This window comes from Pseudarthrobacter sp. NKDBFgelt (genome assembly GCF_046097905.1).
GTDB classification, from domain to species: Bacteria; Actinomycetota; Actinomycetes; order Actinomycetales; family Micrococcaceae; genus Arthrobacter; species Arthrobacter polychromogenes.
This window is the reverse complement of record NZ_JBJURL010000060.1, coordinates 1-26,558: the sequence shown is the minus strand read 5'-3', so window position 1 is coordinate 26,558 and position 26,558 is coordinate 1. Positions and strand designations below refer to the sequence as shown.

Below are 26,558 nucleotides of genomic sequence, written 5' to 3'. Positions count from 1 at the left end.
GGCGCACCGACGCCGGCGTGCACGCCCGCGGCCAGGTGGTCCACCTGGACCTGACGGAAGCCGAGTGGCAGGGACTGCCGCGGGGGCACGAGCTCGATCCCGCCGTCGCCATGCTGCGCCGCATCCGGGGCGCACTGAGCCGGATCCTTGGTGACCTGACAGGCGCAGTGGAGGTGCACCGCATTTCGCTGGCGCCGGAGGGCTTCGACGCCCGCTTCTCAGCCCTCTGGCGGCGGTACAGCTACCGGATCGCGGACGGCCCCGCCCTCTGGGACCCGCTGGAACGCTACTTCACGCTGTGGCACAAGAACCCGCTGGACGTTGTGCTGCTGAACGAGGGCGCATCCAAGCTGCTGGGGCTCCAGAACTTCCTGTCCTTTTGCAAGCCCCGCGAGGGCGCCACCACCATCCGTGAGCTGCAGCGCTTCGAGTTCGCGCGGGGGGAGGACGGCGTCATTGTTGCTACGGTGCAGGCCGACGCGTTCTGCCACAACATGGTCCGGGCCCTGATCGGGTCTGCCCTGTACGTGGGGGAGGGCGTTGAGGAACCCGGCTGGCTGCACGAGCGGCTCCTGGCGAAGAAACGGGACGCGAAGTCGGTCCTTGCCGCGCCGCATCCGCTGGTTCTGGAAGAGGTCGCTTACCCGTCCGACGACGAGCTGCCGGCCCGTGCGGAGCTGACCCGGGCGCGGCGCGAACACTAGTCCCCATCGATTGTTCCGTACTTGTCGTTTTCATGCCCGAAAACGACAAGTACGCAGCAATCGATTCGCTAGAACGACGGCGGAGGGCCGTCCGCGGGCAAGGTCACCGTGAACGTGCTGCCCTTTCCCTTGCCGCTCTCACAGCTGATGGTGCCGCCGTGGCCTTCCACGATCATTTTGGTGATGGAGAGCCCCAGCCCGGCCCCCGAGATTGAGGCCCGCTGGGCGGATTCCGTGCGGAAGAAGCGTTTGAAGACCCTGGCGCTGTCCTCCCGGGACATTCCCATTCCGGTATCGCTGACGCTGAGCTGGACCCAGTCCTTTCCCGCACGGGCGCTGATGCTCACCGTGCCGCCGTCGGGGGAGTACTTGATGGCGTTGGACACCAGGTTGTCCAGCGCCTGCCCGATCCGGAGCGGATCTGCGTAGGCCCACAGGGGCGAGGGCACGTCCGCGCTGAGCCGGATGTGGGCCCGCTCGGCCTGTGCCTGCGCCGACCCCAGGCTCGTCTCCACCAGGCTGGCGAGGTCAGTCCTCTTGGGGTGCACATTCAGGGCAGCCGACGCCGACGCCGTCAGGTCCGCAACCAAGGCCAGCAGCCGTTCCGCGTTCCGCTGGACCACCAGCAAACGGTGGGCCACCTGCGGCGGCAGGGCGCCGGCGTCGTCCAGCACCAGGTCGATGTTGCCGATGATGGAATTCAGGGGCGTCTTGAACTCGTGGGACACGTTCGAGACGAGCTCCTGGTTCGCGGCCAGTGCCTCCACCCAGCCGGTGACGTCGTTGTACACCACAACGGCGCCGTTGAAGCTGCCGTCGTCGCCCACCAGGGGCCTGGCCGCCGTCGACACCGCGCGCTGGTCCGCTCCCTCTCCGGCCCACACCAGGTAGTCCGCAAAGGATTCTCCTGCGATGGCCCGGCTGATGGGGCGTTTCTCGGGCGGCAGCAGGGTCCGCCGGTCCTGCCCGAAAATCAGTTGGTGCCCCTGGCCGGGGACTGCGCTGTCTGCCCTGGTGGCCTCGCGGAAATGCCGCTGCCGGCTGTTGGACACCAGGAAATGCCCGTAGCGGTCGACGGCGGCAATGCCGACGTCTGTTGCGTCAAGGACCGTCTGGAGGAGCTTTTCCCGTTCCCGGCTTTCGTGCAGCAGCTTCCGGAGTTCCCCGTCCTTCTTGGCCAGTTCCTGCTGCTGGAGCCGGAGGTGCACGCTGGCGAAGCGGATGGCGAGGGAGACGGAGAGCATCATGAGGGGAAAGAGGAGCACGGTGGTGATGTCCGAGGCTGTCAGGGCGGGGAAACGGCCGGCCAGGGACGGGACCATAATGAGCATGGTTCCGAAGAAACTCAGGACCAGGCTGCTGCGGGCCAGCATGCCCGAGGCCGAGAGCCAGATCACCGGGAAGACCGCCAGGACTGCCAGTCCCGGGAGCAGGGGTGCGGCGCCGTTCCTGAGCAGCCCGATAGCCAGGAAATCCAGGACCGGGACCAGCAGGTAGGGCCGGTGGGCCAGGCGCTCCCAGGGCACCAGGAGGCAGCCGAGGAACAGGGCGCCGTGAAGGAGGATGCCGGACAGGTAGACGGGGCTGTGCAGCAGGGTTGGCCAGGCGAAGGGAGTGGCCACGGCCAGCGCCGCCACGATCAACGTCAGCGGCAGCTGGCACAGGGCCACCTGAGCCCGTGGTCCGAGGCTACGGAAGAAGCGGGCAGGTCCGCGCTGGAACAGGTGCTCAGCCATTAGCGGGATTCAGGTCCCCGCGGCCTGGACCGGACAGCCGGTCCGCGCGTGCGCTCGAATTCCTGCTGGCCACTCCCAGGCACATCCTTCCGTCTCATAATCCACATGTCTTGTCATAGTAATTGACTTTCCAAAATGACTGCTGAAAAGGATGTGATCAGCAGGGCTTACTAGTAGCGTATAAATGGTTGGAGCGGGTATGGCATTGGCGCTGGGCTGATGGGGGGCCATGTCCGCCTGGCACAGGGATATCAATGGATGAACTTGGTGTGGCTGTAGTAATTGAAGACGATGCCGATGTCCGCAACCTCCTTGAGGGAGTGCTGACCCAGGCGGGATTCGAAGTGCATACAGCGGTGGACGGACGTGCCGGCGTGGAAGTGGTCCGCAGCAAACAGGCCAATGTTGTCACGCTGGATATCGGCCTTCCGGACATCGACGGGTTTGAAGTGTTGCGGCGGATCCGCCATTTCAGCAACGCCTACGTGGTGATGCTGACCGGCCGGACAGAGGAGCCGGACCTGTTGTCTGCCCTCAACGCGGGAGCGGACGACTACATCGCCAAACCTTTCCGGCCCAGGGAGCTCCGGGCACGGGTGGCCGCCATGATGCGCCGGCCGCGGCATGAAATTAATGGGCAAAGGCCCGCGCCGGCATGGGGAACACCTGCCACGGCGGCCGCAGCGCCGGTCAGCCACGATTCGGCTGTCCTGCAGCACAACGGCCTGACCCTGAACCACCGAACCCGGACAGTGGAGATCAAATGCGAACCGCTTGGGCTGACCCGGAGCGAATTCGACCTGCTCCACGTGCTGCTCCGGGGCGGCGGTGCGGTGTGCACGCGGGCTGACCTTGTGCGGGCAGTGCGCGGCGAGTTCTACGACGACGACACGTACATCAGCGAAGCAGACGAACGCGCCGTCGAAGTCCATGTGGGCAACCTGCGGCGCAAGCTCAAGGAGGACCAGCTGTCCCCGCGCTGGCTGCAGACGGTCCGCGGCGTGGGCTACCGGCTGGCCCCCAGCAGGCCGTTTGAAGAGTAGGCGGGCTCAGTCGTTTTCCAGGATGTAGGTGGCCTGGAGCTCGGTGACCGTCTGCCCACCGTCCTGGGCCACGCGTTCCATGAGCGCCCGGCCCTGGCCGAAGTCGCCCAGGCGGATCACGGACTCAAGCAGTTCCGCGAGTTTCGCCAGCCGCAGGCCGCCCACCATGGCGGAAGTGATCTTGAGGCTGATGACGGCGTCCAGGGCGGAGGCGCTGTCCTGCTCGTCCACCGCCGCAGCCAGCCGGGCGTAGCGCTGGTCCCACATGGCGGCATAGTCGCGGGCGAACCGCTGGGCGAGGCCGGAGCCGGCCAGCTCGTCTTCCAGCTCTTCAAGGACGGCTGCGTCAACGAGCGGCAAGTGACCGGCCGCTTCCTGTGGCAGCGCGGTCCCGGCAGCTGAAGCGATCCCTGGCGGCAGGGAGCCCGCAGCGGCGGCCTCGCGGCTGGTGCCGGGATCTTGACTGTGCATTGTTCAAGGCTACTTCCTGAAATTCTTCCGTTGTCCTATTTCGGGGGATCCTGTGGAAACCTTGAGCGATCTTTCAGGCGGTACTGCGTTGGCTTTACTGTCCGCTGAAAGTCACCACGGTATTGATGACGGCCGGCCCAAGAATGGCGATAAAGAGAACCGGAAATATGAAGAAAAGCAGCGGAAACAGAATCATCACCGGGAGTTTCATCGCCTTCTCCTCAGCCCGCTGGCGCCGCTTTACCCGCATGACCTTGGCCTGCACCCGCAGCACCCGGCTGATGGCGATGCCGTAGGTGTCCGCCTGGACCACGGCCTGCACAAAGCTGCGCAGCTCCGGAATGCTGGTCCGTTCGGCCAGGGAGGTATAGGACTCACGCCGGCTGCGGCCCACCTGCATGTCCTGTAGGGTCCGCACCAGTTCTTCAGCCAGCGGGCCCTTGCCGTTTTCCCCTGCGCGGGCCATGGCGCCTTCGAAGCCGAGGCCCGCCTCCACGGAAATCAGCATCTGGTCCAGGGTGTTGGCCAGTTCCAGCTGCATGACCTTCTGGCGTTCCTGCCCCTTGCTGTAGAGCAGGAGGTCCGGGATGAAGTAGCCCAGGAACAGGACAAAAAGGCCTGAAAGCTTCATCAGCGGGGTGCTTCCGATGGCAGTCAGGTAGATGCCTACCGTGATGCCCGCAAGGCCTATCCCCAGCTTGGAACCGAGGACCTTGCCCAGCGGCATCGAGGCAGGCCGGCCGGCGAGGGCCAGCAGCCGGTCAAGGAAGGCGACATAGGCGGGGGGAGTGAGGCGCCGGCCGATGCCTTCGAACATCCCGGGTTTGCCGGAGGCGGCAACAGCCACGGGTGCGGCACCGCGGGACAGGAGATCGTTGACGGCGGCGCGGCCCTGCTTGTCCACCGTCAGGACAGACCATGCCAGTCCGGCCAGGGGGACGCAGACCAGCAGGACGGAGAGGAGAACGGTCAGGTTCATGGCTTCCTCAGAACTTCAGGTCGATGATCTTGCGCATCCACAGCGCACCGATGGTCATGAGGACAAACGAGGCCCCGATCATGGCCCAGCCCAGGGGATGGGTGAACATGGAGTTCATGTAGTTGGGACTGACGGCGAGCAGCATGGCCACGATGCCGAACGGCATGGCGATCAGGATGTAGGCGGAGAACTTACCTTCGGCGGCCAGGGCCTTGATGTGGCCCTTGATCTCGGCGCGCTCGTGGATGGTTTCGTTGACCTGGTCCAGGACGTCCGCCAGGTTGCCGCCCACCTCGCGGTTGATCTGGATGGCCTGGGAGATCCAGACGAAATCCTCGTTCTTCATCCGGTCTGCGGTGTCGTTGAGGGCGGCCAGCAGGTCACGGCCCAGGCTGGTCTCCGTGATGACCCGCCGCATCTCCTCTGACGTCGGCTTCTGGGACTCCGCTGCCGCCGCGTCGATGGCGCGCAGGATACTGTGCCCGGCGCGGAGGCCGCCGGACAGGAGCTGCAGGGTGTCTCCCAGCTGACTGTCGAAGGTGGCCCGCCGTTTCCCGGCCAGGAATCCCAGGACAAGTTTTCCGATGAAGGGCGCCAGCAGCGCCAGGAGGAGCCCCACCAGGGGTCCCACGGTCACGGTGCCGACCAGCATCCCCACGCCGGCGCCGATTCCCACCAGCAGGAAGAACTCGGCCTGGCTGAGCCGAAGCCCGGCATTCTCGAGCTCGGACCGGGCAAAGAGGGAGATGTTCCGGCCGGCGAGGAGCCGTTCGAAGGACCGGACGGCGGAGAGCGCAACGCGCGTCAGGGATGACGGCGGTTCCGGATCAAAAGGGCGACGGCGGTCCAACGGCACGTCCGGCGCGCTGGGCAGGAGGACAGCGGCACCGAACAGGGCTACGGCGATCAGCAGGATGGCGCTTCCGGCAGCAAGGATCATGGCCGCCGTCACCGTCCGCCGTGGTTCTGGCCCGCAGGAGGCTGGTTCATCGTCTGGGGTCCGGCGAAGACACCGGGGGAGACGTGGATGCCCAGGTCCTCGAACCGGTCGATGAACCGGGGCCGGATTCCGGTGGCCACGGGCTTGCCGAGGAAGCGGCCGTGGGCGTCCACGCCGGCGGAGTAGTCGAAGACGAAGGCGTCCTGAAGGGTCACGATGTCCCCTTCCATGCCCTGGACTTCGGTGACGTGGGTGATGCGGCGGGAGCCGTCACGGAGCCGGGAGATCTGGACAATGAGGTTGACGGCGGAGGCGATCTGATCGCGGATGGCGCGCAGCGGCAGGTCCATGCCGGCCATCAGCACCAGGGTTTCGAGCCTGGCCACCGCGTCCCGGGGGGAATTGGAGTGGACCGTTGAAAGGGAGCCATCGTGGCCGGTGTTCATGGCCTGGAGCATGTCCAGCGATTCGCCGCCGCGGACCTCGCCCACCACGATCCGGTCCGGGCGCATGCGCAGCGAGTTCCGCAGCAGTTCGCGGATGGTGACCTCCCCCTTGCCCTCGGTGTTCGGTGGGCGGCTTTCGAGCCGGACCACGTGCTGCTGCTGGATCTGCAGTTCCACGGCGTCCTCGATGGTCACGATCCGTTCGTCCGCCGGCAGGAAGGAGGACAGCACGTTCAGGAGGGTGGTTTTGCCGGTGCCCGTTCCGCCGGAGACGATGATGTTGAGCTTGGCCTTGACGCAGGCGTTGAGCAGCTCGGCCATCTCGGGGGTGAGGGTGCCGAAGTCGATCAGGTTGCGGACGGTCAGGGGGACCTTGCTGAATTTGCGGATGGTCAGTGAGGAGCCGCCCACGGCCAGCGGAGGGATGACGGCGTTGACGCGTGAGCCGTCCTCGAGGCGGGCGTCCACCAGCGGGGAGGACTCGTCAATGCGGCGGCCCACCTTGGACACGATCCGCTCGATGACCTTGCGCAGGTGCTCCTCGGAGCTGAAGCGGGACTCCGTCAGGGTCAGCTTGCCCTTCCGCTCAACGTAGATCTGGTCCATCCGGTTTACCATGATTTCGGTGACGGCGGGATCGTCCAGCAGGCGCTGGAGGGGGCCGAAGCCCAGGACGTCGTCGGAAATATCCTGGACCAGCCGGGTCCGTTCCTCGGGCGTCAGCGGAACCTGTTCGGCGTCGATGATCCGCGTCAGCTCCTCCTTGGCCGTGCTCCGCAGCTCCTGCTCGGTGGCCGTCGCGTCGTTGAACCGCGCGCCCATCCGCTCAAAAAGTGCGGTGGCCGCACGGTGCTTCATCGCGGCGAAGACATCCACGGACTGTGCCTTAGGCACAGGGGAGGCACCGGCGTCGGACGTTGGAATCACGACGGCGGGAGCGGCGGGAAGGTGCCGCAGCTCGCCCTCCCGGGTTCCGGCCGGGGCGGCCGCGGGACGCGGGGGTTCGAGCACGGCAACGCCGCTGCCGGCGGACTGGTTGCGGTCCTGGACCGCGCTGATCCGTTCGGAAAGTTTCATCAGATGACCACCCTTCGGTGAAGTTTCCGCTGGGTCTGGGTACGCCACGCCGGGTTGAAGCGCTCCACCAGCTGGCGGAGGCTCTTGACGGCGGGGTCCTTTTTGGATTCCTGGAGGACGGGGATGCCGCGGTTGGTGGACAGGGCCACGGCGCGGGACCGGGGAACGCTGACGTCCACCGGGGCACCGATGGTGGACTCGACATCCCGGACGTTGAGGCCGGCCTTGGCGTCGGCCATGTTCAGGACCACGTGCCGGGACTCGGGCATGATCTCCAGCTGGCGGAGCACCTCCAGGCCCGAGCGCAGGCCGCGGAGGCTGGGGATGTCCATGGCGCTGACCCACACAACGTCGGTGCACTGTTCCATGGCGGCGAGCCCGATTTCGGGCATGCCGGGGGCCGTGTCCAGGACCACGTACTGGAATTCCTGGGCAAGCTGTTCCAGTAGACGGGTGATCTGGTCCGGCGTGATGTGGTCCGCGTCCACCGGGTTTGGCGGGGCGCACAGTGCGTAGATCCCGGCAGGGTGCACGGTGAGGAACGCCTTGAGGACCAGGGAGTCCTGGGCGGCGGCCGGGGTGACGGCGTCCGTGACCGTGTGTTCGGGGTTAAGGTACAGGCCGGAGGCGACGTCGCCGAACTGCAGGTCAAGGTCCACGATGACCACGCTCATGGGTGCGATCTGGCCCAGGCCGATGGCGATGTTGGTGGCCAGGGTGGTTTTGCCCACGCCGCCCTTGGGCGAGAAGACGCCGATCACCAGACCCTTGCCGCCGTTGTCCGCCGCCTGCGTTTCGGGGCTCCGGTGGCGGGTGGCGAAAGACTGGCAGGCGCGCTCCAGCAGCACGCGGATCTCGGCGGCGTCGGCCTGCGGGCTGAGGATGTCCCGGATGCCGGCGCGCATGGCATGGACCAGGAAGGACGGCTCGATGTCACTGACCAGCACCAGGCTGAGGCCCGGGAGCTGGACGTCGAAGACCTTGGCGAACCGCAGCGCCTCCTCGTAGGGGACGTCCGGGCCGATGATGAGGACTTCGGGCTGCTCCTGGTTGAGGAGGGAAAACAGCTCGGCGGGACCCGCGGGGAGGATGTCCGAGGCGATGGTCTGGACGGAACCGCGGAGGCCGTGGGCGACGGCGGCGCGCAGCTTCTGGTCAAACTCACCGCTGGGGGAGAGGAGGACGAACCGGCTCACTTGTAGACCACTTCCTTGCGTTCGATCCGGGGTCCGTTGTCCTGGGCGTCCAGGGGTTCCTTGGTGAGCCAGAGGCTGCCGAACTCGGAGGCGAAAACGATCTTGCCGGCGTCGACGTCGGTGACTGCGACGGTGAGCAGAAGCGCTCCTGCCGGAAGGGCGGCGTCCTGCGGGTTAGCCTCGCCCTCGGTGGGCTTTTCTGCGCTAGCGGCCCCTTGAACGGCAGTCACCAGGACTTTGCGGAGAGTGAGCTGGGTTGTTGGATCCTCAAGCTTGGGCTTGTAGGCGCCGTCTTCAAAGGAGAGGAAGATGCCAACGTGATCACCGACGTTGATACGTCCACCAGCCACCCTTTGCGGCTCCAACTGGAAGGAGACCTCAAGGAAGCCAGCCGGGACCTTCGTTGCACCCTCGTCCTCAGCATCGTCGGGGGCCACGAGCCGCTCTGCCAGGAGCTGTTCGCCCGGGACGAGGTCCACGGCGCTGACGGTGTTGGCCTTGTTGTCCAACGTACTCAGCGCGGACTTGGACTTCCCAGCGGCGGGGACGGTTTCAATGACCAGGGAAGCAGCCATGTCGTTGACCGGGGTGCCGGCGGGGATGGCGGTCTTGACCACCAGGACGTCCACGGGTTCGGTGGATGCGAGGGCCCGCTGGTCGGCGCCGTTCGCGTAGAAGATGATGAGGAGGGCTCCCACGAGCGCCAGGGCAACCGCGGCCGTTCCGGCGAGCAGGCGAGACTTCACTTTCAGCTCCTGAATATCTGGGGTGATGGCTAGAGGACGGGGCGGGCGATGGTGGCGCCGTATTCGTCTACGGGCCCGAGGGTGTAGCCGTCGGCGAGGGAGACGTATTTGACGAATTTGCCGATGATGCCGCGGCACTCGCCGCGGCAAGCCGTGGCGGTTGTGACGCCCGTCGTCGTCGATGCCCTGTTTTGGAAGGTGTAGGGGAGGGACGATTCGCCGCTGAATTTCCATCCGGTTACTTTGAAGGCCGCGAAGGAGACCAGCCCGTAGACGGCACCGTTTCCTGTTCCGGTGACCGTGTTGAACACCGGGAGGAGGACGATGACGTCGCGGCCGGCGGTGATGTCGCTGGCCCAGCGGTTGAGTTCGGTGGTGCAGTTGCCGGGGGCGTTGTTGCCGGGGTCGCTGCCGCCTTCGCTGACGGCGAGGTCGATGGTGCCGCCGCACTGTCCGGCGTCCTGGACAAGCCAGCCGAAACCGCCCTGCACTGCCGCCCCGGACGGGCCGTAGTTGCAGTCGGCGTTGGCGTTCTTGCCGTGTTCCTGGAGGAGTTGGAGACCGCCGCCGATGTTGTCCTTGACCTGGCACACGGAGAATGCCAGGGGGAATGCGGTGCGGCCGGCCTGGGGGCTGCCCCAGATGGCCGATCCCCGGGCACCCACTTCTTTGGTGGGAACGCCGAGGACGTCGGCGAAGAAGAGGGAGACGGAGTTGTCCGTGCCGCCAGCCTCTTTCGCGGAGGTGGTGACACTGACTTTCCGTGCGGTTGTGTCGAGCTCGATGGTGTGCACGTCGCTCATTCCGTCCAGGGCGTTCTGGTTGGCGAGGCTCACCGCGAGGGTGGACGTTGTGGAACACACTGAATCCGTTGCGTCCCGTGCGCATTTCTGCGCGAGGGCAATGGCTGAGGCATCGGCGCCGTTCTGCAGCTGCGCGCGTTCCGAGTAGATCACCCCGACGTCCACGGCGATGGCCACGAAGCCGAGGAGGGTCACCAGGAGGATGGCGACGATGACGCTGATGGCGCCTTCTTCGTTTGTTGCTTTGTCCAGGGTCAGCCGCCGCACAGCATGACTCCCTTGCCGGTCATCGGGAATGGGCCGGCAATGCCGGTGATGGTGGACAGGTTGTACTTGATGGTGAGGGTCACCTGGGCGCCTGTGCTGCACGCGTTGGTGCTGAGAGTGATGTCCGAGGCGGGGATGGTGCTGCTGACGGATGCCGCGGCGTTCTGGGCTGCGGACTTTGCCCCGGCTGGATCGTTGCCGATGGCCATCACCCGGACGCCGTCGCGGGCTGCGTTGGTGAGGGTGATCTGGGCGTTGTAGGCCCGGCCGAACTCGATGGTTCCCAGGACAAGCATCAAGAGGAGGGGCAGCAGGATCGCGAATTCGACGGCGGCTGCACCGCGTTCCGAATCGTGTGACACCTGCTGCACCTCCTCTTGGATGACTCGTGTTTTGGGCCTGCTTCTTTGAGGCGGTGCGGTTCCGATATGGGGGGCCGGAACCGGATTGCTATCAGGCGGCGGGAGCCGGGGGAGTGATGATGTCGGCGTTGACGTCCTCGAAGAGCCCGGTCAAAGTGCCACCGAGGGTGCTAACGGCGATGATGATGACGACGGCGATGAGGGCGACCATGATGCCGTATTCAACAGCAGTAGCGCCCTTCTCTTCGTTACGGAGGCGGATCATGAGGTTGGTGTAAAGAGAAAGCATTCTGTACTCCTGAGCGAGACGGATGGCTGGCCCTGCACCAGCACTGAAACGAAGTTAGCAAGCAGATTTGCCACCAAACCCGGATCTTGGAGCATCCTGCGCAAAGGCTTTACAGGGTGTATTTCTCCTGCGCTATTACTGGGTCCTCGCTGCGCTAACGCTGGATTTCGCAAGGCCGAGCGCACACAAGCGGACCCCCTCGGTTCTGGGTGCCGAGGGGGTCCGGTATGTGGGGCGCCTGGCGGCGCTGCGGCGGGGAGACTACGGGATACCTAGAGCAGTCTTCACGCCAGTGGTGAGGAAACCGAAAAAGAAGTTGAGTCGGGTCCCGAAGAGACCCACACCGGCGACAATCACCATTGCTATAAACCCAGTGAGAATGCTGTACTCCGACGCGGTGGCGCCGCGTTCCGGGTCGCGCAGGCGGGTGAACAACGCGGCCACCCGGAGCACGGTCATAGTCAGACGATTCATAATTCCTCCTAGGAAATGGCGGCGACAATGTTCATGACGGCCGGGCCCAGCAGGATGATGAAGAGGGTCGGAAAAATAAAGAAGATAAGAGGAAAGAGGATCTTCACTGGAATCTTCATCGCGTGTTCCTCGGCCCGCTGCCGGCGCTTGAGCCTCATCTCGTGGGCCTGAACCTTCAGTACCTTCGCGATGGCTATGCCGTACGCATCGGCTTGGACAATCGCACGAATGAAGGAACGGAGGTCGGGTACGTCAACGCGATCGGACATTGCCAGGTAGGCCTCCTTGCGGGAGCGTCCCACCTGCATATCCTGCAGAGTGCGGGTCATCTCATCTGCGAGCGGTCCACTGCCATTCTGGGCGGTGCGGGCCATCGCAGCCTCGAATCCCAGCCCAGCCTGCACCGAGATCAGCATCTGGTCCAGACTATTCGGCAGCTCCTGTCGAATTTTGGCCCTGCGCTTCTCAGCGTTGGTGCGTACCAGCAGGTCCGGTGCGAAGTACCCGAATGCCAGCGCGGCGACCAGAACTGCAAAGCGTGCGGGTGCCGGTGAGGCGAGGAAGTTGAGGAGCCCAAGGACGCCGGCGCCGAGCGCCAGCATTGGCTTCACAATCAGCAGCCGCTCCAGGGGCCAATCCTTGGGCCTGCCCACGGCTGCCAGCTGCTTGTCCAGCCAGGCAACGTAGCCTACTGGCGTGACTTTGCGTGCAATGGCGCCGAACTCTGCCGCGAGATTCTGCGGCGCCGCATTCCTTGCGCGCTGACCAAGATTGGCTTGGATGTTCCGCAACGCAACCCTGTCAGTCGCCGCAACGGACCATACCAGGTACGTGATGGGCAGAATAATGGCCAGAATTGCCCCAAGTGCCATGGGTGACATGTCGACCCTCCTAGTACTTCGGTTTGATCAAGCGGCTGAGCCAGAAGCCGCCGGCTGTGAGCATCACAGCTGCGGCGCCAAGCATGAGGAATCCTGGAACCGTGCTGGTGAACGTCTTGGCGTACTGCGGGTTGATCAGGATCAGAGCGAAGAAAAGCACCACCGGGAGTCCCATGAGAACGGCCGCCGACATCTTTCCTTCTGCGCTGAGGGCTTTGACCTGACGCCTGATCTGATTGCGATCTCGGATGGTCTCCCCCACGTGGTCAAGCACTTCAGCAAGGTCGCCGCCCACTTCCCGGTGTATTTCGATGGCCTGGGAGATCCACGCAAAGTCTTCACTGCCGGTGCGTGCGGAGACGTCTATCATGGACTCCCCAAGGTCCCGCCCGATCCTGGTTTCGTTGACTATTCGGCTCAGCTCCTCGGACATTGGAGCGTCTGTCTCCCGAGCAGAAGCATCAATTGCCCGCATGAGGCTGTGCCCTGCCCGCATGCTCCCCGTCAGCATTTGCAGTGTGTCGGGCAGTTGCTCGTCAAACTTGCTCTTGCGGCGCGAGGTCAATACGGCAAGGTAGGCCATCATGCCGGCAGGTACGACGGCGATCATCAGAATCGCGAAGAACAGTCCACCCAAGAGGAATCCGAAGACGCTGCCAGCGACGGTGCCTGCGCCCATCATGAGCAGGAAATCGGCGGGTTGGGTTTTGAGGCCTGCCCGCTCGAGTTTCTCCCGGCTGACCAGGAAGTCGTTCTTTCCCTTCAGCTGCTTGTTAATTGCCCCCACCGCTGAATCGGTCAAGACGGTCAGCCTTGAGCTAGCGGAGGCGACATCCGGCCGACGCCGTGAGAGGGGGATCGCGCTTCCGGGCTTGAGGACCACGACGAACAGAACAATCATCGCAGTGAAGATCATGAGCACGCCCGCTACCAACATCAGCATTGGGGCTTCTGGAGTGTCCATTACCGTCCCCTGACCGCTTGTGCACCGAATACAGTGGGAGAGATCCTAATGCCCAGTTCCTCGAAACGGTCTGTGAAACGTGGCCGCACGCCAGTGGGAATCGGCTTCCCGAGGAAACGCCCGTTGGCGTCTATGCCAGCCGAGTAGTCGAAGACGAAGGCGTCCTGAAGCGTGACGATGTCACCTTCCATTCCCTGGACCTCTGTGATGTGCGTTACACGCCGGGATCCGTCACGAAGCCGCGAAATATGCACGATGAGGTTTACGGCTGATGCGATCTGCTCCCGGATGGCTCGAAGCGGAAGGTCCATACCCGCCATAAGGACCAAGGTCTCCAATCGGGCTACTGCATCCCTGGGGGAGTTCGCGTGAACAGTTGAGATCGATCCGTCGTGCCCCGTATTCATCGCCTGGAGCATGTCCAAGGACTCACCACCGCGGACTTCACCAACAACGATTCGGTCTGGCCTCATGCGAAGCGAGTTACGCACCAGATCGCGGATGGAGACTTCGCCCTTGCCTTCGATGTTTGCCGGCCTGCTCTCCAACCTGACTACGTGGTCCTGCTGGAGTTGCAGTTCAACCGCGTCCTCAATGGTGACAATCCTGTCCGTGGCCGGAATGAAAGATGAGAGTACGTTCAGCATCGTCGTCTTGCCAGTACCCGTACCGCCCGACACGATGATGTTCATCTTGGCGAGGACGCATGCCTGCAGGAGTTCGGCCATCTCGGGGGACAAACTGCCAAAGCTGATCAGCTTTTGTACCGTCAGCGCCTCCCTCCCAAACTTTCGGATGGTGAGGGATGCGCCATTGACGGCCAGCGGTGGAATGATGGCGTTCACGCGTGAACCATCTGCCAAACGTGCATCCACAAGGGGTGAAGACTCGTCAATCCGGCGCCCGATGCGCGTCACTATTCGTTCAATTACTCGGCGCAACGCCTCTTCGGAACTGAACTTCGTGTCCGTCAGGAAGAGGTGGCCGTTACGTTCAACGTAGATCTGGTCAGCTCGGTTGACCATAATTTCAGTGACAGTAGGGTCGTCCAAGTAGCGCTGCATCGGACCGTGGCCAAGGACATCGTCGATGATTTCCCGGGTCAGCCGCTGCCGTTCCCCCTGCGACAGTGGGACTTGCTCTTCATCTACGACGGCTTTCAGCTCATCCTTTACGAACTGATGAAGCTCAGATTCCTCCAAGGAGGAATCTGTGATCCGAGAACCAAGACGCTCATAAAGAGCTTGGCTGGCGCGCTCTTTCAGACCCGACAAGGCTTCGCTGGCGTTTCCGGTGGTCACCTCCATCGCAGCGGGGGCCTGAGCTTGTTGAGTCGCCTGGGCCTGCTGGATGGCGCCCAGGGTAGCTGGCTGTTGTTGTGAGGTGGAAGACGCCGGCGCCTCGACACCGCTGACTTCGTCGCCGCGCAACTTCGCGAATCGGTGTGAGAGAGTCACTGGACTACCGCCCTTCTGTGCAGCTTCTTGCGTGGAGCTTCCCAGTTCGGTTTGAAACGCTCCACCAGCTGCCTGAGGCCTTTCGCTGCCGGGTCCCTGCTACCGTCCTGCAGTAGGGGAACGCCTTTGTTGGTCGAGAAGGGGACATTCCTGGACCGGGGAAGGACTATATCTACCGGAGCGCCAATTGTCGCCTCTACGTCCTGAACGGTGAGGCCGGTCTTGCGGTCGGCCATGTTGAGGACAACGTGTCGATGATCTGGGAGCAGGTCAAGCTCCGAAAGAATCTGGAACCCCGTTCGCAAACCCCGAATGCTCGGGATGTCCATACCGCAAACCCAAACAGCATCTGTTGCCTGTTCCAGGGTTGCGAGCACGTGTTCACCAAGCCCAGGAGCCGTATCCACCACCACGTATTGGAATTCGGCGCGGAGCTGGCGCAAGAGGTGGCTGATGTGTTCGCCGCTGATCCTATCCATGTCAATAGGGTTGCGGGGGGCACAGAGGACGTAGATGTTACCGGCGTGCAGTGTCAAGTACGTCTTGAGGACCATGGCATCCTGGCTCGCCGCACCAACAACTGCGTCCGTAATGGTGAAGTCGGGCTCGAGCATGAGACCGCTGCCGATGTCACCGAACTGGAGATCCAGATCCACCACAACGACGCTCATTGGAGCGATTTGTCCCAGACCGATGGCGAGGTTGCTGGCAATCGTTGTTTTGCCAACGCCACCCTTGGGCGACATGACGGCGATTACCCGGCCTCCCTCGGTAGTGGGGCGTTCCGCCGTGTTGGGACCCAGTCCGCGTCGACGTCCCGCCGCAGCAAGGCTTGCGCGTTCCACCAAAGCCCGCACCTGGTCCATGTCGGCCGAGGGCGAAAGGAGATCCCGGATGCCTGAACGCATGGCGTTCAGTGCCAGCTCGCCGTCGTCGTCCGCAGCTAAAACAATGCTGATCTCGGGGTACTGCAGGTCCATGATGGCTGAAAACTTCAGTGCCTCATCCTGGGGCAGGCCGGGGCCAAGGATCAGGACCTCGGGCGGTTCGCCGGCTTGCTGCCGAAGGATGTCCTCCGGAGATTCAGGCAGGTATGCCGCCTGAAAGTACTGGAGCGATCCGCTCAAGGGGGCAACGGATGCCCGAACTTTGCGTTCATAATCCACGGAGGGTGAGATCAAAATGAACCGGCTCATCGGAATACCTTTGTCTGGTTGACGACTCCGCTGGTGCCCTCGGTGGCGCTCGCCGGCTCTTTCGAGAGGTAGATCTTCCCGAATTCCGCGGCGTACACCAGCTTTTCAGCATCAACGGCGTTCCTGGCGAATGTGATTAGGTAGGAGTCGCTGGAAGTCTGCTTAGCCTGGCTGTCTGCATTGAGGGCGCCCTGCGAGCTGGCTTGCGTCGCCTCACCTTGGCTCTGCGCTGCTTGGCCTGAGCTGAACTGGACGGCTGTCACGAGCACCTTGTGGAATGTCAGCTGTGTCCCGCTGCCACCCTCGGCTTCAGCTCCGCCAGCATCGCCCAGCGAAATGAAGACCCCCACTGTGTCGCCGGCTTGTATTTTGCCGCCAACGACCCGGTCGATGCTGAGGCGGACTGTGATTTCCTGCAGTCCTTCGGGAACCTCCACCCTGGCGGGTCCCAGGAACGCGTTGGCGTCCACCATGCGGCTGTTGAGCAATTGCTCTCCAGGCTGCAGGGCAACGGCCGTAACTTTCGAGCCAAGAGATTCCAGATCGTCAACAACGCCTTCGGCCACTGCTGTACGCGGAACGGTCTTCGTGATGAGGTATTGGCCGAGTTGGCTGGCCGGAGTGCCAGCCGCCACCTCCTGCTTTATGACTAGGACGTCGTCCGTTTCTGTGTTGGCAAGTGCTCGGCGATCGGCCCCTTGCACGTAATTGAAGAGAAGGACGGTGCCTATAATTGCGACAACCAGCGCGGCGATGCCTCCCAGTAGGCGTGCTTTCATTACTTTCCCCTTTTGTGGATTTCTACTTCACGAGGTGTGGTGGCAGCTCGGCGCCTCCGCCGGAATAACCGCCTCCGTCGTATACCGCCGGATCAGCGACCCAGCTGACAAACTTTCCCCGAACTCCGCGGTTCGTTCCGCCGAGGCCCGTTTGGTCGCCTCCAGTTGATCCCGGAAAGCTGTAGCCCAAGAGCAGGAAGGCTGCATAGCCTTTGATGTAATACTTCGCGTTAGCGCCCGTTCCTACGACGGATGAGAAGACTGGAAACAGGATTACTTGGTTCAGATACGTAGGTATGAGGTCCTTGCATTCTGATGGGAAACTTAGGCCCGTCTTTGAAATTGCGTACGGATCTACAACACCGGCTGTCGTCGTGTCATCCGGATGCACGGTTGCCTCGCATTCGCCGGAATCCGGAATGAGCCATTCGAAGCCACCCGGGATTGGCGCTCCCGAAGGACTATCGCTCACACAGCTTTCGCTGCCGTGCGTCAGAATTGTGTGGATGGATCCGTCTACGTCGAACTGACATGGCGCGAAGGTCAGGGGCAGAGCCGCGGGACCGGATCCGGGAGATCCCCAGGCAGCGGTTGCCGTGGCACCCACCGAAACTGGTCCCGCGCTCAACGCTGACGCAAACATCTTGGTTAGGAAACTTGAGGATCCATTTCTGGTCGACGTGCGCACGGTAACTTGACCAAGAACGGTTAGGTCTACGGAGGCATCGCTTTCGTCATCGTTGGAGTTGGCATCGGCCAATGGTGCAGCAGCTGACGGATCGCAGGGTCCAGGCTCACAGCTAGCTGCTACTGCCAGAGCGCCTGCATCCGCGCCGTTCTGCAGCTGGGCACGCTCTGCATAAATCTGCCCCACGTCGACGGCTACCGCCCCCGCGCCGATCAGAACGAGCATCATGACCGCGACTGTCACGCCCGCCGCGCCGCGCTCACTCGATGTACAAGGTTTTGTCTTTGCGCTCAACCGCCGCATTGCATAGCCCCTTTACCGCTAAGAGTCAGGGAAGACCCAAAAAATCCGGTTAATGAAGCTCCGGTGTAAGTTACGGTCACTACGGCATTCGGCGCTGGTGTCGCCGCGGGGCAACTTGCCAGGCCGTAGTCAAAAGTCAGTAGCGACGTGTCGATGGAAGGGGCTCCCGCTTTGCCGGCAGACGTTGCCTGCGCTGGGTCCTTGGTTATGGCCATTGTTCGCGCTGCTTCTCGCGAGGCTTGCGTTACAGAAACCTGAATATTGTAGGCATTCGCGAATTCCACGATGGCAATTAGTAACGCGATGAGAATCGGTGCCACTAGAGCGAACTCCACAGCCACTGCACCCTTCTCCTTCGTTGAACTTTCTTGGCTGCAATTCAAAGGGTCCCCCTGGACGGTCGCAGCGGAGTAACGAGGTGTGCCGCGTTCACGTTCTGAGAACGTGAACGCGGCACGTTAGAGAGTCGAATGGACCTGCTATTTAGGTCGCGGCAGGGGTGGTCCAGCCGGTGACGATGCCGCCGAGGTTATCGAACCAGGTATCGAGTGCACCGCCGAAGACTCCCACACCCCCAACAAGCACGAGTGCAATCAGGCCGACCAGCAGTGAGTACTCTGTGGCCGTTGCGCCCTTTTCCGATTCAAAGCGCTCCTTGATGCCGGCGATAAAAACAGTCATTGAGACCATGAGAGAAGTCATTGTAATTTCCTTTAATTCGGTGAAATGGGTTTATATGATTTCAACGAATTTCCAGCTGCCCCCATAAATCCTTAGCGGCTGGACTTCGCTAAGAAGAGATTGTCATTGGGGGTGTAGAGGCAACAATGCGTAGTGGTACTCGACTTTTTCAGGGGGCGCGAAAAGTACGTACTCGAAAGATGGGGGAGGTACTCAAGTAGGCAGGCGAGTACAGTGGCCGACTACTTGGAAGGAGGAGCCCAGGCATAGAGAGGGCCTGGACTGGCGCTAGATCGAGGGCTATGGAATGAAGAGGCTGGCCCCAGCGAGAGCACCGAGCATTGACGGCCCATGGGCCACTTCTGACGCCTTTTTCCGGCCTTTTCTGCTGAGAAGCAACGCCGTGACTACACCGTTGAGGATGAACCCAAGCAAGCCACCGTATAGCAGTTGGCTCCAGCCTAGGTACCCGAGGTAGAGACCGACAGGTGCGGCGAGCTTTACGTCGCCCATTCCGATGGCTCCCGGAGAGGCAAGGCCCAAAACGAGGTAGCCAGCGAACAGAACCAGGGCTCCGAGTGCCGCGCGAAGCAGGTCATCGGCCTGCATATTAGGAAATCCTGGCATTAGAAATAGGAGGAAACCGCCGGCAAGCAGTATGAGCACGAGCGGGTTGGGCAGCAAATGCAGGGCGATGTCGATCCGGGACAGCTGCACGCCGAGAACTGCCAGGAACAGGAAAGCCGGCAGCCCGAGTTCTAAGCCGAACCGCAAGCTAAAGGCGACACAAAGAACGGCGGTAATTGCCGCCGTCGTAACTCTGACTGGCACAGTAGGAAGGCCGCCCAGGCGGGGAAGACGCTTAGCGATGAGGTTTTCGGCGAGGGGGGAGAGAACTAGCCCTAAGAGGGCGGATGCGGTCACCAGCAGCCACGCGACGGAACCGTCTGTACCCGATGCAATCACGCGACCCCCTGCGTTCGTCAGGCCGGCAGGTGCTTGGGCAACCTCCGGCTACCCCATTTTGACCCTGAACCCCTTAACGCGCTAATCTTGGGAGTCGTTGTGCGTGTCCTATTCCGATGGTGCGTGCCCGCTTGAGAATCCGGTTGCAGGATAACTACTCAACGTGCACATTCGGAACCACAGGATGACTGGTTACATAGAGCCCTCACCTCTGTTCCGGTAGCGCGCAGATAGTAGGTGCACGAGCTAGTGACACCTAAAAAAGAACGCCAGAACAAGAACGAGGCAAACACCGTGCGTACGTACACCCCGAAGCCCGGCGATATCAACCGCCAGTGGCACGTCATTGACGCCACAGACGTTGTCCTTGGTCGTCTCGCGAGCCAGACCGCAATCCTGCTGCGCGGCAAGCACAAGGCCACCTTTGCGTCCCACATGGACATGGGCGACTTCGTCATCATCATCAACGCTGAAAAGGTTGCCCTCACCGGCGCCAAGCTGGAGCAGAAGCGCGCATACCGCCACTCCGGCTACCCGGGCGGCCTGACCTCCGTCAACTACGCGGAACTCCTGGAATCCAACCCGGTCCGCGCCGTGGAGAAGGCCATCAAGGGCATGCTCCCCAAGAACTCCCTCGCTGCCCAGCAGCTGGGCAAGCTGAAGGTTTACCGCGGTGCTGAGCACCCGCACGCCGCCCAGCAGCCCAAGACTTTCGAAATCACCCAGGTCGCCCAGTAGTCCTGGCCACCAAACAACTTATCTATACAAGGAGAATCGTGGCTCAGAACGAAGAGACCACCGAAGCCGTTGAGGCTGAGGAAACCCTGACCAGCTACACCTCTGAAAGCTCAGCTGCTGACGCGGCTGCGCCGAAGAAGGAGCGCCCGGCCCTGACCGTTGCCGGCGCAGCTGTTGGCCGCCGCAAGGAAGCCGTTGCACGCGTTCGCGTCGTCCCCGGCTCCGGCAAGTGGACCATCAACGGCCGTGCGCTGGACAACTACTTCCCGAACAAGCTGCACCAGCAGGACGTCAACGAGCCCTTCAAGATCCTTGATCTCGAAGGCGCCTACGACGTCATTGCCCGCATCCACGGTGGCGGCATCTCCGGCCAGGCCGGTGCACTGCGCCTCGGCATCGCCCGTTCGCTGAACGAGATCGACGTCGAGAACAACCGCGCCACCCTGAAGAAGGCCGGTTACCTGTCTCGCGACGCCCGCGTCATCGAGCGTAAGAAGGCCGGCCTCAAGAAGGCCCGCAAGGCTCAGCAGTACTCCAAGCGCTAAATCCGCTTGCACAGAAGCCCGTCCCGCCATTGGCGGGGTGGGCTTCTGTCGTTAATTCCTAATCGAACAAGTGCTCTTGCTAATTTGTGAATGCGGTGACACCAAAACCGCATTACTTTGTACCCGACCAGCCACTTCGAGTGGATCCGGGTCGGTCTGTACTAAACAGCCGATCAAGTGTAGAAGTGAGCCACGCGACTTCCTGAATTGGACTTCGCCCGTGGCTCATTGGGTCAAAATCATCTATCCTAGCCGGAAAATTGCCGTGCATGCTCTCCGAGCCATCCAGCGCTCGAATCATCGTGGAACACGTGAGGCCAGCGTCTACCCCAGCAGTGAGTGCAATGGGTGGCATCTGACATCCCAGCGGTTTGGCAGGGCGTGAGAGAGATTCCAACCGACGACTGCCGCGGCCACGCAGCTCAAGGTGCCAGGCAAGGCTGACTGACCTGCCGTTTCAAGCCGCAGCAGCCCCATCCTCTAGACTTGACCGGTGTCTAGATTATTTGGAACTGATGGTGTCCGGGGCCTGGCGAACGGTCTGTTGACTGCGGAGCTGGCTATGCAGCTGGCCCAGGCGGCCGCCGTCGTGCTCGGCCACGACCGCAACTCCAACGGAACGCGACCGCGCGCCGTGGTGGCCCGTGACCCGCGCGCCAGCGGCGAGTTCATCGCCGCCGCGGTGGAGGCCGGGCTCTCCAGTTCCGGCATTGACGTCTACGACGCCGGTGTCCTCCCCACGCCCGCGGCGGCCTACCTGGTTGCTGATCTGGACGCGGATTTCGGCGTAATGATCTCCGCCTCCCACAACCCTGCCCCGGACAACGGCATCAAGTTCTTTACCCGCGGCGGCCAGAAGCTCCCGGACGACGTCGAAGACGCCATCGAGGCCCAGATGTCCAAGGAGGCGGTGCGCCCGGTCGGCGCGGACGTTGGCCGCATCCAGCGCTTCTCCGACGCCGAGGACCGCTACATCGTCCACCTTCTGGGCACCCTCCCGCACAACCTGGAGGGCATCAAAGTGGTCCTGGACTGCGCCCACGGCGCCGCCAGCGGCTGCTCACCCCAGGTCTTCAAGGACGCCGGCGCGGACGTGATCGTCATCGGCGCGGAACCGGACGGCCACAACATCAACGACGGCGTCGGCTCCACCCACCTTGGCCCCCTCAAGGACGCTGTGCTGAAGTACGGCGCCAACCTGGGAATCGCCCACGACGGCGACGCCGACCGCTGCCTCGCCGTGGACCACGAAGGCGCCGAGGTGGACGGCGACCAGATCATGGCCATCCTCGCCGTAGCGCTCAAAGAGTCCGGAAAGCTCAAGGACGACGTCCTGGTTGCCACCGTGATGAGCAACCTCGGCCTGAAGATCGCCCTCCGCCAGGCCGGCATCAGCATCCGCGAAACGGCAGTGGGGGACCGCTACGTGCTGGAAGAGATGCGCGACGGCGGCTTCAACCTTGGCGGGGAACAGTCCGGCCATGTGATTTTCGCGGACTACGCCACCACCGGCGATGGCGTCCTCACCGGGCTGCAGCTCGCGGCCCAGATCGCCCTGACCGGAAAGCCGCTCAAAGAACTCGCCACCGTGATGACCAAGCTTCCCCAGGTCCTCATCAACGTCAAGGGCGTGGACCGCACTCGCGTCGGCAGCAACGAGGTCCTAGCCCAGGCCGTGGCGGCAGCAGAAGCCGCACTGGGCGATACCGGTCGTGTCCTGCTCCGCCCCTCCGGCACGGAGCCCGTGGTGCGCGTGATGGTGGAGGCCGCGGACGAAGAAACCGCCCACTCCATTGCCGAGCACCTGGCCCAGGTGGTCCGTGCCGAACTCGCCCTGGAACTTATAGCTGACTAAATTCACCTCGAGTTGAGTTAGTTCTTGAACTAGCATCTGACTATGGGGACAACAAATTTATTTCCCACAGATGACACAACTGTGGGGCGAATGGTCTTTCTTCTTCGCGGCGGGTTTGTCGTTTTAGCGCTTGGCGTGATGCTCTTAGTGCCTCTTGCCTCCGTCGATGAACCGCGACCCGCCAAATTCGGCTGGCATATGTATGCTGCGGCGGTGCACCTACCTGAAATTGAAGTCAGACTCTCTGACGGTTCTATCGAAGAGCGCAATATAGGCGACATTGCTTCCGGCTTTAGGCCAGAAATTGACTACTTTCTTCCTGTGGCCAGGCACATCTGTGAGCGGCAACCCAACGTGGATTCAGTGCAGCTGACGCGTTCTGTGCCGCAGCATCGGGTGGTGTATTCATGCACAAGTTTTTGACTGATGTTATAGATCCCCGTCCACTGGCACTCTGCCGGATTTTGGTCGGCGTGGTCGCTGTGTGGTTCTCCTTCGAATGGGTGCGGGTGCTCGCCAGGGCCTCCTCGGGGCAATATTTGGCGCTTCCAGTATTCGAAGCTTTGCCGTTGCTTAGCCTAGATTTTGTTCGAGCGCTATTCGTTGTCTCGATCGTCGCCGCGGTTGCGATGATTCTTGGAATTGCGGGTAGACTGCCTGCGATCATGGTGGCCACTACTACCGCTTTAGTCCTCCTCATTGAGCAACAGACCTATAGCAACCACATGGTTCTTCTCATGATGTTGGCTGCATTCCTAGGAGTGAGCGGCTCCGCGAATGCTTGGCGCTTTTCGCGCTCGCCTCGCGCGACATCCGTCTCGTACTGGCCCGCATTCCTAATCCAGATTTTAATCACCACGCTGTATGCGTGGACTGCCCTATCGAAGGTGAACCCGCAGTATCTGTCCGGGGAGGTCCTCTCGACTTTCCTCCAAGGTTGGGTGCCCATCCCGGAGCAGTTGCTGCCCGTTGCGGCTGCTTCCAGCATTGTGGCTGAGACCTTCCTTGCAGTAGCCCTATGGATACCTAGGCTGAGAAAGCTCGCGTTCGTTGTGGGGGCTGGCCTACATATTGGAATTGTGGTTCTGCTGGACTCGCCCGCACCCCTTATCGGCTTTGGGTTACTGATGGCGACCGGTTATATATTGTTTGCGTGGGCTGCCCCCGATCGAATTTTGTCTGGGATGCGGCTTGTCAGACAATCGTCGTCGAAAGCACCGTAAGACAGCCCGGCACAACAAAAAGCGGCCCGTTTCCGGAAAGGAAACGGGCCACTTTCGGCAATAAGCGTTTAGGAACGGCTCTTCAGCGCGTCCCGGATCTCGGTGAGCAGGGCGATCTGCGGATCCTCGTCCGCCTCGTCCTTTACGTCCTGGCCGATCCCCAGCCTGCGGTTGCGGCGTTCGATCATGTGGTTCATGGGCATGATGACCACGAAGTAGATCGCGGCGGCGATCAGCACAAACGAAATGATGGACGAGATGACCTGTCCATACAGGAACCCCTCCCACTGCATCTCCTCGATGCCCTTGGCCTGGAAAAGGAGCCCGATCAGTGGTGTGAGCAGGCCCTCGACGATGGAGGTCACGACGGCGCCGAAAGCGGCACCCATCACGACGGCGACGGCAAGGTCTACGACGTTGCCCTTCATGATGAAATTCTTGAATCCTGTCAACATACGGACCAGGCTAGCGCACCCATATGAGCCGCACATGACAGCAAAGTAAATTACTTGCCCGTGTCGGGAACTAAGCCGGCCTGCCGATCGTACGGCCGGGGCGTCCGCACATCCCTACGGATACCCCGGAGCCGCTTCCACACCGAAGTACTCCTCCAAGGTAAATATCCCGCGGTTCACCATGTCCGTGGCCGCCTCCACCCCGATGTACCGCAGGTGCCAGGGCTCGTAGTAGTACCCCGTGATGGGGTGGAACATCCACGGGTACCGCACCACGAACCCGAACCGGTGCCCATTCGCCTTGGCCCAGACGGCCGAGGGCTGGTCCGCGAAGCACGGCTGGAACCCGCAGGCGCCGTTGCCGTCGGCAATGTCGAACGCCCAGCCCGTCTGGTGCTCCGAATAGCCGGGCCGGGCGCTGGCCGTGTCCGCGTCGGCCTGGCCGCGGGAGGCCACATAGCCGTTGTAGGTGGCCACCTGGGTGGTGTATGAGCGGTACCCGCTGGCCAGGACCATTGCCACGCCGTCCCGCGCGGCCGCCGCGAACATGGCCTCCGCAGCAGCTGCCGTCGTGCTGTTCAGCAGCGACGCCTCACCGGAAGCAGTCATGGCGACGGCGGGACGCACCAGGTCAGCCGGGACGAACCCCGCCGGTACCAGCGGACGGTGCTTGTTCACGATCAACCAGGGGCTGGCCGGATCAGTGTGGGAGAACTGCCGCGGAAGCGCAGCCGAGGGCGACGGCGTGGGGGACGGCGCGGCCGGTGCCGCAGCCTCAGTGGTGGGCGCCGCCGTCGTAATTTCCAGGGTCGGAGTGGCGGTTACCGCAGCCGGTGAGGAAGCGGAGGCAGGAGCCGACGGCGGCGGCACGGCGTTGGGTGCCTCCGGTGTGCAGGCTGCCAGGACAGTGAGTCCGGCGCCCGCCGCGAGGAAGCGCGTGAAGCTGCGCCGGCTCGCCGCCTGCCCGGAAACAGGGGAGCAATCCTGGCACACCTGTGTTAAACCTTCCGGAGGAGCATGCGGCGGATCGAATGGTCCGCCTCCTTGGTGAGCACCAGCTGCGCACGTCCCCGGGTGGGAAGGACGTTCTCCTCAAGGTTGGGCTCGTTGATGCGCTTCCAGATGTCCCGCGCCGTGGTCTCCGCTTCGTCGTCGGACAGGGTGGCGTACCGGTGGAAGTAGGACTCCGGCTGGGCGAACGCGGTGCTCCGCAGCTTGCGGAACCGGTCCACGTACCATTCCTCGATGTAGGAGGTCTTGGCGTCCACGTAGATGGAGAAGTCGAAGAAGTCGCTCAGCGCCAGGCCCTGCCGCCCGTCGTGCCGCGGACGCGCCGGAGCCAGGACGTTCAGGCCCTCCACGATCAAAACGTCAGGCCGGCGGACCACCACTTCCTTGCCTGGAACGATGTCATACGTCACATGCGAGTACCAGGGGGCGCGCACTTCCTCGGCGCCGCTCTTGATCTCGCTCACGAAACGGAGCAGCGCCCGGCGGTCATAGGACTCCGGAAAGCCCTTGCGCTCCAGCAGCTGGCGCCGCTTGAGCTCAGCCAGGGGATAGAGGAAGCCGTCCGTGGTGATGAGTTCCACATTGGGGGTGCCGGGCCAGCGCCGCAGCATTTCACGGAGCACGCGGGCAATGGTGGACTTGCCCACGGCTACAGACCCCGCCACGCCGATCACGAACGGCGTGCGCTGGGTGTGTTCACCCAGGAACGTGGTGGTGGCGGCGTGCAGCTGCCCGGCGGCCTCCACATACAGGTGCAGGAGCCTGGAGAGTGGAAGGTAGACCTCGCGGATCTCCCTCATGTCCAGGGGGTCCCCGAGGCCACGGAGACGGATGATGTCCTCTTGGTTGAGAGGCTGCTCCATCTCGTCTGCGAGCCTGGACCAGGTCTGCCGGTCCAGCTCAACGAACGGGGAGACACCCTCCCCGTTCGCCTCGTTGCGTTGCAAAGTCACTCTAGAGATTCTGCCCCGCGCCCGGCACATAGCGAAATGGAGCACGGCCTGCGCGCGGCGGCAGCCGCAATATTCTGCTCCTGCGGGGGCCCTGCCGGTTTAGATCTGGGGTGCCCCTGCCGATAGTCTTGAGGCTATGTGTGGAATCGTGGGATATGTGGGCCGTTCAGTCGACGGCGGAATTGCCGGACACAGCGCGTTGGATGTTGTTCTTGAGGGGCTGCGCCGGCTGGAGTACCGGGGCTATGACTCTGCCGGGGTCGCCGTGGTGTCCAAGGGTGCGATCGAGTCGCGGAAGAAGTCAGGGAAGCTGAGTAACCTGATTGCCGA

The 26,558-nt window shown here is 62.8% G+C and carries 30 protein-coding genes and 1 pseudogene; 8 read left to right on the top strand and 23 right to left on the bottom strand.

Annotation, left to right across the window (positions count from 1 at the left end; genetic code table 11):
• Positions 1-704: tRNA pseudouridine synthase A (locus tag ACKAE7_RS15310; protein ID WP_408979646.1), on the top strand; the 704-nt coding region annotated here is incomplete at its 5' end.
• A gap of 68 nt (positions 705-772) precedes the next feature.
• Here the strand turns inward: ACKAE7_RS15310 and ACKAE7_RS15305 are convergent.
• Entirely contained in the window at positions 773-2,440 is a 1,668-nt protein-coding gene (locus ACKAE7_RS15305) for a sensor histidine kinase (RefSeq protein WP_408979645.1), read from the bottom strand.
• Between the two features lie 254 nt (positions 2,441-2,694).
• Here ACKAE7_RS15305 and ACKAE7_RS15300 point away from each other — a divergent pair, with 254 nt between their 5' ends.
• Positions 2,695-3,483 carry a response regulator transcription factor gene (locus ACKAE7_RS15300; protein WP_408979644.1) on the top strand — a complete coding sequence of 263 codons (789 nt, stop codon included), beginning with the start codon at positions 2,695-2,697 and terminating at the stop codon, positions 3,481-3,483.
• A 6-nt stretch (positions 3,484-3,489) separates the two neighbouring features.
• On the opposite strand, the gene ACKAE7_RS15295 is transcribed toward ACKAE7_RS15300, so the two are convergent.
• The 19 genes from ACKAE7_RS15295 to ACKAE7_RS15205 form a co-directional block, all read right to left on the bottom strand.
• Positions 3,490-3,954 (bottom strand): Hpt domain-containing protein, encoded by a 465-nt coding sequence (locus ACKAE7_RS15295; RefSeq protein WP_408979643.1) that lies wholly within the window; start codon positions 3,952-3,954, stop codon positions 3,490-3,492.
• Between the two features lie 94 nt (positions 3,955-4,048).
• On the bottom strand, positions 4,049-4,933 hold the full coding sequence (locus ACKAE7_RS15290; protein ID WP_408979642.1) for a type II secretion system F family protein: 885 nt from the start codon (positions 4,931-4,933) through the stop codon (positions 4,049-4,051).
• A 7-nt stretch (positions 4,934-4,940) separates the two neighbouring features.
• Positions 4,941-5,873 carry a type II secretion system F family protein gene (locus tag ACKAE7_RS15285; RefSeq protein ID WP_408979641.1) on the bottom strand — a complete coding sequence of 311 codons (933 nt, stop codon included), beginning with the start codon at positions 5,871-5,873 and terminating at the stop codon, positions 4,941-4,943.
• Between the two features lie 8 nt (positions 5,874-5,881).
• Entirely contained in the window at positions 5,882-7,396 is a 1,515-nt protein-coding gene (locus ACKAE7_RS15280) for a CpaF family protein (protein ID WP_408979640.1), read from the bottom strand.
• Positions 7,396-8,592, bottom strand: a complete 1,197-nt coding sequence (locus ACKAE7_RS15275) for a CpaE family protein (protein WP_408979639.1) — start codon at positions 8,590-8,592, stop codon at positions 7,396-7,398. Before ACKAE7_RS15275 ends, ACKAE7_RS15280 begins: the two co-directional genes overlap by 1 nt.
• Positions 8,589-9,338, bottom strand: a complete 750-nt coding sequence (locus ACKAE7_RS15270) for a Flp pilus assembly protein CpaB (protein WP_408979638.1) — start codon at positions 9,336-9,338, stop codon at positions 8,589-8,591. Before ACKAE7_RS15270 ends, ACKAE7_RS15275 begins: the two co-directional genes overlap by 4 nt.
• A 29-nt stretch (positions 9,339-9,367) precedes the next feature.
• Positions 9,368-10,408: a pilus assembly protein TadG-related protein gene (locus tag ACKAE7_RS15265; protein ID WP_408979637.1), complete on the bottom strand. Its 1,041-nt coding sequence runs from the start codon at positions 10,406-10,408 to the stop codon at positions 9,368-9,370.
• The gene (locus tag ACKAE7_RS15260; protein WP_408979636.1) at positions 10,396-10,770 is read right to left on the bottom strand and encodes a TadE/TadG family type IV pilus assembly protein; all 375 of its coding nucleotides are present in this window, start codon (positions 10,768-10,770) and stop codon (positions 10,396-10,398) included. The genes ACKAE7_RS15265 and ACKAE7_RS15260 overlap by 13 nt, the downstream gene beginning before the upstream one ends.
• Positions 10,771-10,861: 91 nt before the next feature.
• A complete protein-coding gene (locus ACKAE7_RS15255; RefSeq protein ID WP_408979635.1) occupies positions 10,862-11,059 on the bottom strand; it encodes a Flp family type IVb pilin in 198 nt (65 codons plus the stop codon).
• 261 nt (positions 11,060-11,320) lie between these two features.
• Entirely contained in the window at positions 11,321-11,533 is a 213-nt protein-coding gene (locus ACKAE7_RS15250; RefSeq protein ID WP_408979634.1) for a Flp family type IVb pilin, read from the bottom strand.
• Between the two features lie 8 nt (positions 11,534-11,541).
• Positions 11,542-12,414, bottom strand: coding sequence for a type II secretion system F family protein (locus ACKAE7_RS15245; RefSeq protein WP_408979633.1), 873 nt, complete (start codon positions 12,412-12,414; stop codon positions 11,542-11,544).
• 10 nt (positions 12,415-12,424) lie between these two features.
• Positions 12,425-13,378 carry a type II secretion system F family protein gene (locus tag ACKAE7_RS15240; protein ID WP_408979632.1) on the bottom strand — a complete coding sequence of 318 codons (954 nt, stop codon included), beginning with the start codon at positions 13,376-13,378 and terminating at the stop codon, positions 12,425-12,427.
• Positions 13,378-14,835, bottom strand: coding sequence for a CpaF family protein (locus ACKAE7_RS15235; protein WP_408979631.1), 1,458 nt, complete (start codon positions 14,833-14,835; stop codon positions 13,378-13,380). The genes ACKAE7_RS15240 and ACKAE7_RS15235 overlap by 1 nt, the downstream gene beginning before the upstream one ends.
• Positions 14,832-16,031: a CpaE family protein gene (locus tag ACKAE7_RS15230; protein ID WP_408979630.1), complete on the bottom strand. Its 1,200-nt coding sequence runs from the start codon at positions 16,029-16,031 to the stop codon at positions 14,832-14,834. Before ACKAE7_RS15230 ends, ACKAE7_RS15235 begins: the two co-directional genes overlap by 4 nt.
• The gene (locus ACKAE7_RS15225; protein ID WP_408979629.1) at positions 16,028-16,810 is read right to left on the bottom strand and encodes a Flp pilus assembly protein CpaB; all 783 of its coding nucleotides are present in this window, start codon (positions 16,808-16,810) and stop codon (positions 16,028-16,030) included. Before ACKAE7_RS15225 ends, ACKAE7_RS15230 begins: the two co-directional genes overlap by 4 nt.
• A gap of 22 nt (positions 16,811-16,832) precedes the next feature.
• Positions 16,833-17,801, bottom strand: a complete 969-nt coding sequence (locus ACKAE7_RS15220) for a pilus assembly protein TadG-related protein (RefSeq protein WP_408979628.1) — start codon at positions 17,799-17,801, stop codon at positions 16,833-16,835.
• Positions 17,789-18,136, bottom strand: a complete 348-nt coding sequence (locus ACKAE7_RS15215; protein WP_408979647.1) for a TadE/TadG family type IV pilus assembly protein — start codon at positions 18,134-18,136, stop codon at positions 17,789-17,791. The genes ACKAE7_RS15220 and ACKAE7_RS15215 overlap by 13 nt, the downstream gene beginning before the upstream one ends.
• Positions 18,137-18,284: 148 nt before the next feature.
• Positions 18,285-18,503, bottom strand: a complete 219-nt coding sequence (locus tag ACKAE7_RS15210; protein WP_408979627.1) for a Flp family type IVb pilin — start codon at positions 18,501-18,503, stop codon at positions 18,285-18,287.
• 279 nt (positions 18,504-18,782) lie between these two features.
• On the bottom strand, positions 18,783-19,448 hold the full coding sequence (locus ACKAE7_RS15205; protein ID WP_408979626.1) for a prepilin peptidase: 666 nt from the start codon (positions 19,446-19,448) through the stop codon (positions 18,783-18,785).
• 294 nt (positions 19,449-19,742) lie between these two features.
• On the opposite strand from ACKAE7_RS15205, the gene rplM reads away from it, so the two are divergent.
• The 5 genes from rplM to ACKAE7_RS15180 all read left to right on the top strand — a co-directional run bounded on the left by rplM (position 19,743) and on the right by ACKAE7_RS15180 (position 23,809).
• A complete protein-coding gene (gene rplM / locus ACKAE7_RS15200; RefSeq protein WP_015937805.1) occupies positions 19,743-20,186 on the top strand; it encodes a 50S ribosomal protein L13 in 444 nt (147 codons plus the stop codon).
• Between the two features lie 38 nt (positions 20,187-20,224).
• A complete protein-coding gene (gene rpsI / locus ACKAE7_RS15195; protein ID WP_050684362.1) occupies positions 20,225-20,731 on the top strand; it encodes a 30S ribosomal protein S9 in 507 nt (168 codons plus the stop codon).
• Positions 20,732-21,224: 493 nt separating this feature from the next.
• Positions 21,225-22,586: a phosphoglucosamine mutase gene (glmM, locus tag ACKAE7_RS15190; RefSeq protein ID WP_408979625.1), complete on the top strand. Its 1,362-nt coding sequence runs from the start codon at positions 21,225-21,227 to the stop codon at positions 22,584-22,586.
• A 42-nt stretch (positions 22,587-22,628) separates the two neighbouring features.
• Positions 22,629-23,009 (top strand): hypothetical protein, encoded by a 381-nt coding sequence (locus ACKAE7_RS15185; protein WP_408979624.1) that lies wholly within the window; start codon positions 22,629-22,631, stop codon positions 23,007-23,009.
• Entirely contained in the window at positions 22,994-23,809 is an 816-nt protein-coding gene (locus ACKAE7_RS15180; protein WP_408979623.1) for an HTTM domain-containing protein, read from the top strand. Before ACKAE7_RS15185 ends, ACKAE7_RS15180 begins: the two co-directional genes overlap by 16 nt.
• A 68-nt stretch (positions 23,810-23,877) precedes the next feature.
• Here the strand turns inward: ACKAE7_RS15180 and mscL are convergent, their stop codons facing one another.
• The 3 genes from mscL to coaA form a co-directional block, all read right to left on the bottom strand.
• Entirely contained in the window at positions 23,878-24,264 is a 387-nt protein-coding gene (mscL, locus tag ACKAE7_RS15175) for a large conductance mechanosensitive channel protein MscL (protein ID WP_408979622.1), read from the bottom strand.
• Between the two features lie 114 nt (positions 24,265-24,378).
• Positions 24,379-25,257 (bottom strand): D-alanyl-D-alanine carboxypeptidase family protein, encoded by an 879-nt coding sequence (locus ACKAE7_RS15170; RefSeq protein ID WP_408979621.1) that lies wholly within the window; start codon positions 25,255-25,257, stop codon positions 24,379-24,381.
• A gap of 5 nt (positions 25,258-25,262) precedes the next feature.
• Positions 25,263-26,258 carry a type I pantothenate kinase gene (coaA, locus tag ACKAE7_RS15165; RefSeq protein ID WP_190610442.1) on the bottom strand — a complete coding sequence of 332 codons (996 nt, stop codon included), beginning with the start codon at positions 26,256-26,258 and terminating at the stop codon, positions 25,263-25,265.
• Positions 26,259-26,364: 106 nt separating this feature from the next.
• On the opposite strand from coaA, the pseudogene ACKAE7_RS15160 reads away from it, so the two are divergent.
• Positions 26,365-26,558 (top strand): annotated as a pseudogene (locus ACKAE7_RS15160) (glutamine--fructose-6-phosphate aminotransferase); the annotation flags it as partial.

Excerpts from the sequence above, each read along its gene's own strand:
- ACKAE7_RS15210 (WP_408979627.1), bottom strand. The coding sequence starts at position 18,503 with ATGACTTCTCTCATGGTCTCAATGACTGTTTTTATCGCCGGCATCAAG.
- ACKAE7_RS15290 (WP_408979642.1), bottom strand. The coding sequence starts at position 4,933 with ATGAACCTGACCGTTCTCCTCTCCGTCCTGCTGGTCTGCGTCCCCCTG.
- ACKAE7_RS15185 (WP_408979624.1), top strand. The coding sequence starts at position 22,629 with ATGGGGACAACAAATTTATTTCCCACAGATGACACAACTGTGGGGCGA.
- mscL (WP_408979622.1), bottom strand. The coding sequence starts at position 24,264 with ATGTTGACAGGATTCAAGAATTTCATCATGAAGGGCAACGTCGTAGAC.
- ACKAE7_RS15225 (WP_408979629.1), bottom strand. The coding sequence starts at position 16,810 with ATGAAAGCACGCCTACTGGGAGGCATCGCCGCGCTGGTTGTCGCAATT.
- ACKAE7_RS15305 (WP_408979645.1), bottom strand. The coding sequence starts at position 2,440 with ATGGCTGAGCACCTGTTCCAGCGCGGACCTGCCCGCTTCTTCCGTAGC.
- ACKAE7_RS15220 (WP_408979628.1), bottom strand. The coding sequence starts at position 17,801 with ATGCGGCGGTTGAGCGCAAAGACAAAACCTTGTACATCGAGTGAGCGC.
- ACKAE7_RS15230 (WP_408979630.1), bottom strand. The coding sequence starts at position 16,031 with ATGAGCCGGTTCATTTTGATCTCACCCTCCGTGGATTATGAACGCAAA.
- ACKAE7_RS15250 (WP_408979634.1), bottom strand. The coding sequence starts at position 11,533 with ATGAATCGTCTGACTATGACCGTGCTCCGGGTGGCCGCGTTGTTCACC.
- ACKAE7_RS15255 (WP_408979635.1), bottom strand. The coding sequence starts at position 11,059 with ATGCTTTCTCTTTACACCAACCTCATGATCCGCCTCCGTAACGAAGAG.
- ACKAE7_RS15285 (WP_408979641.1), bottom strand. The coding sequence starts at position 5,873 with ATGATCCTTGCTGCCGGAAGCGCCATCCTGCTGATCGCCGTAGCCCTG.
- ACKAE7_RS15245 (WP_408979633.1), bottom strand. The coding sequence starts at position 12,414 with ATGTCACCCATGGCACTTGGGGCAATTCTGGCCATTATTCTGCCCATC.
- ACKAE7_RS15280 (WP_408979640.1), bottom strand. The coding sequence starts at position 7,396 with ATGAAACTTTCCGAACGGATCAGCGCGGTCCAGGACCGCAACCAGTCC.
- ACKAE7_RS15180 (WP_408979623.1), top strand. The coding sequence starts at position 22,994 with ATGCACAAGTTTTTGACTGATGTTATAGATCCCCGTCCACTGGCACTC.
- ACKAE7_RS15240 (WP_408979632.1), bottom strand. The coding sequence starts at position 13,378 with ATGGACACTCCAGAAGCCCCAATGCTGATGTTGGTAGCGGGCGTGCTC.
- coaA (WP_190610442.1), bottom strand. The coding sequence starts at position 26,258 with ATGTGCCGGGCGCGGGGCAGAATCTCTAGAGTGACTTTGCAACGCAAC.
- ACKAE7_RS15295 (WP_408979643.1), bottom strand. The coding sequence starts at position 3,954 with ATGCACAGTCAAGATCCCGGCACCAGCCGCGAGGCCGCCGCTGCGGGC.
- ACKAE7_RS15300 (WP_408979644.1), top strand. The coding sequence starts at position 2,695 with ATGGATGAACTTGGTGTGGCTGTAGTAATTGAAGACGATGCCGATGTC.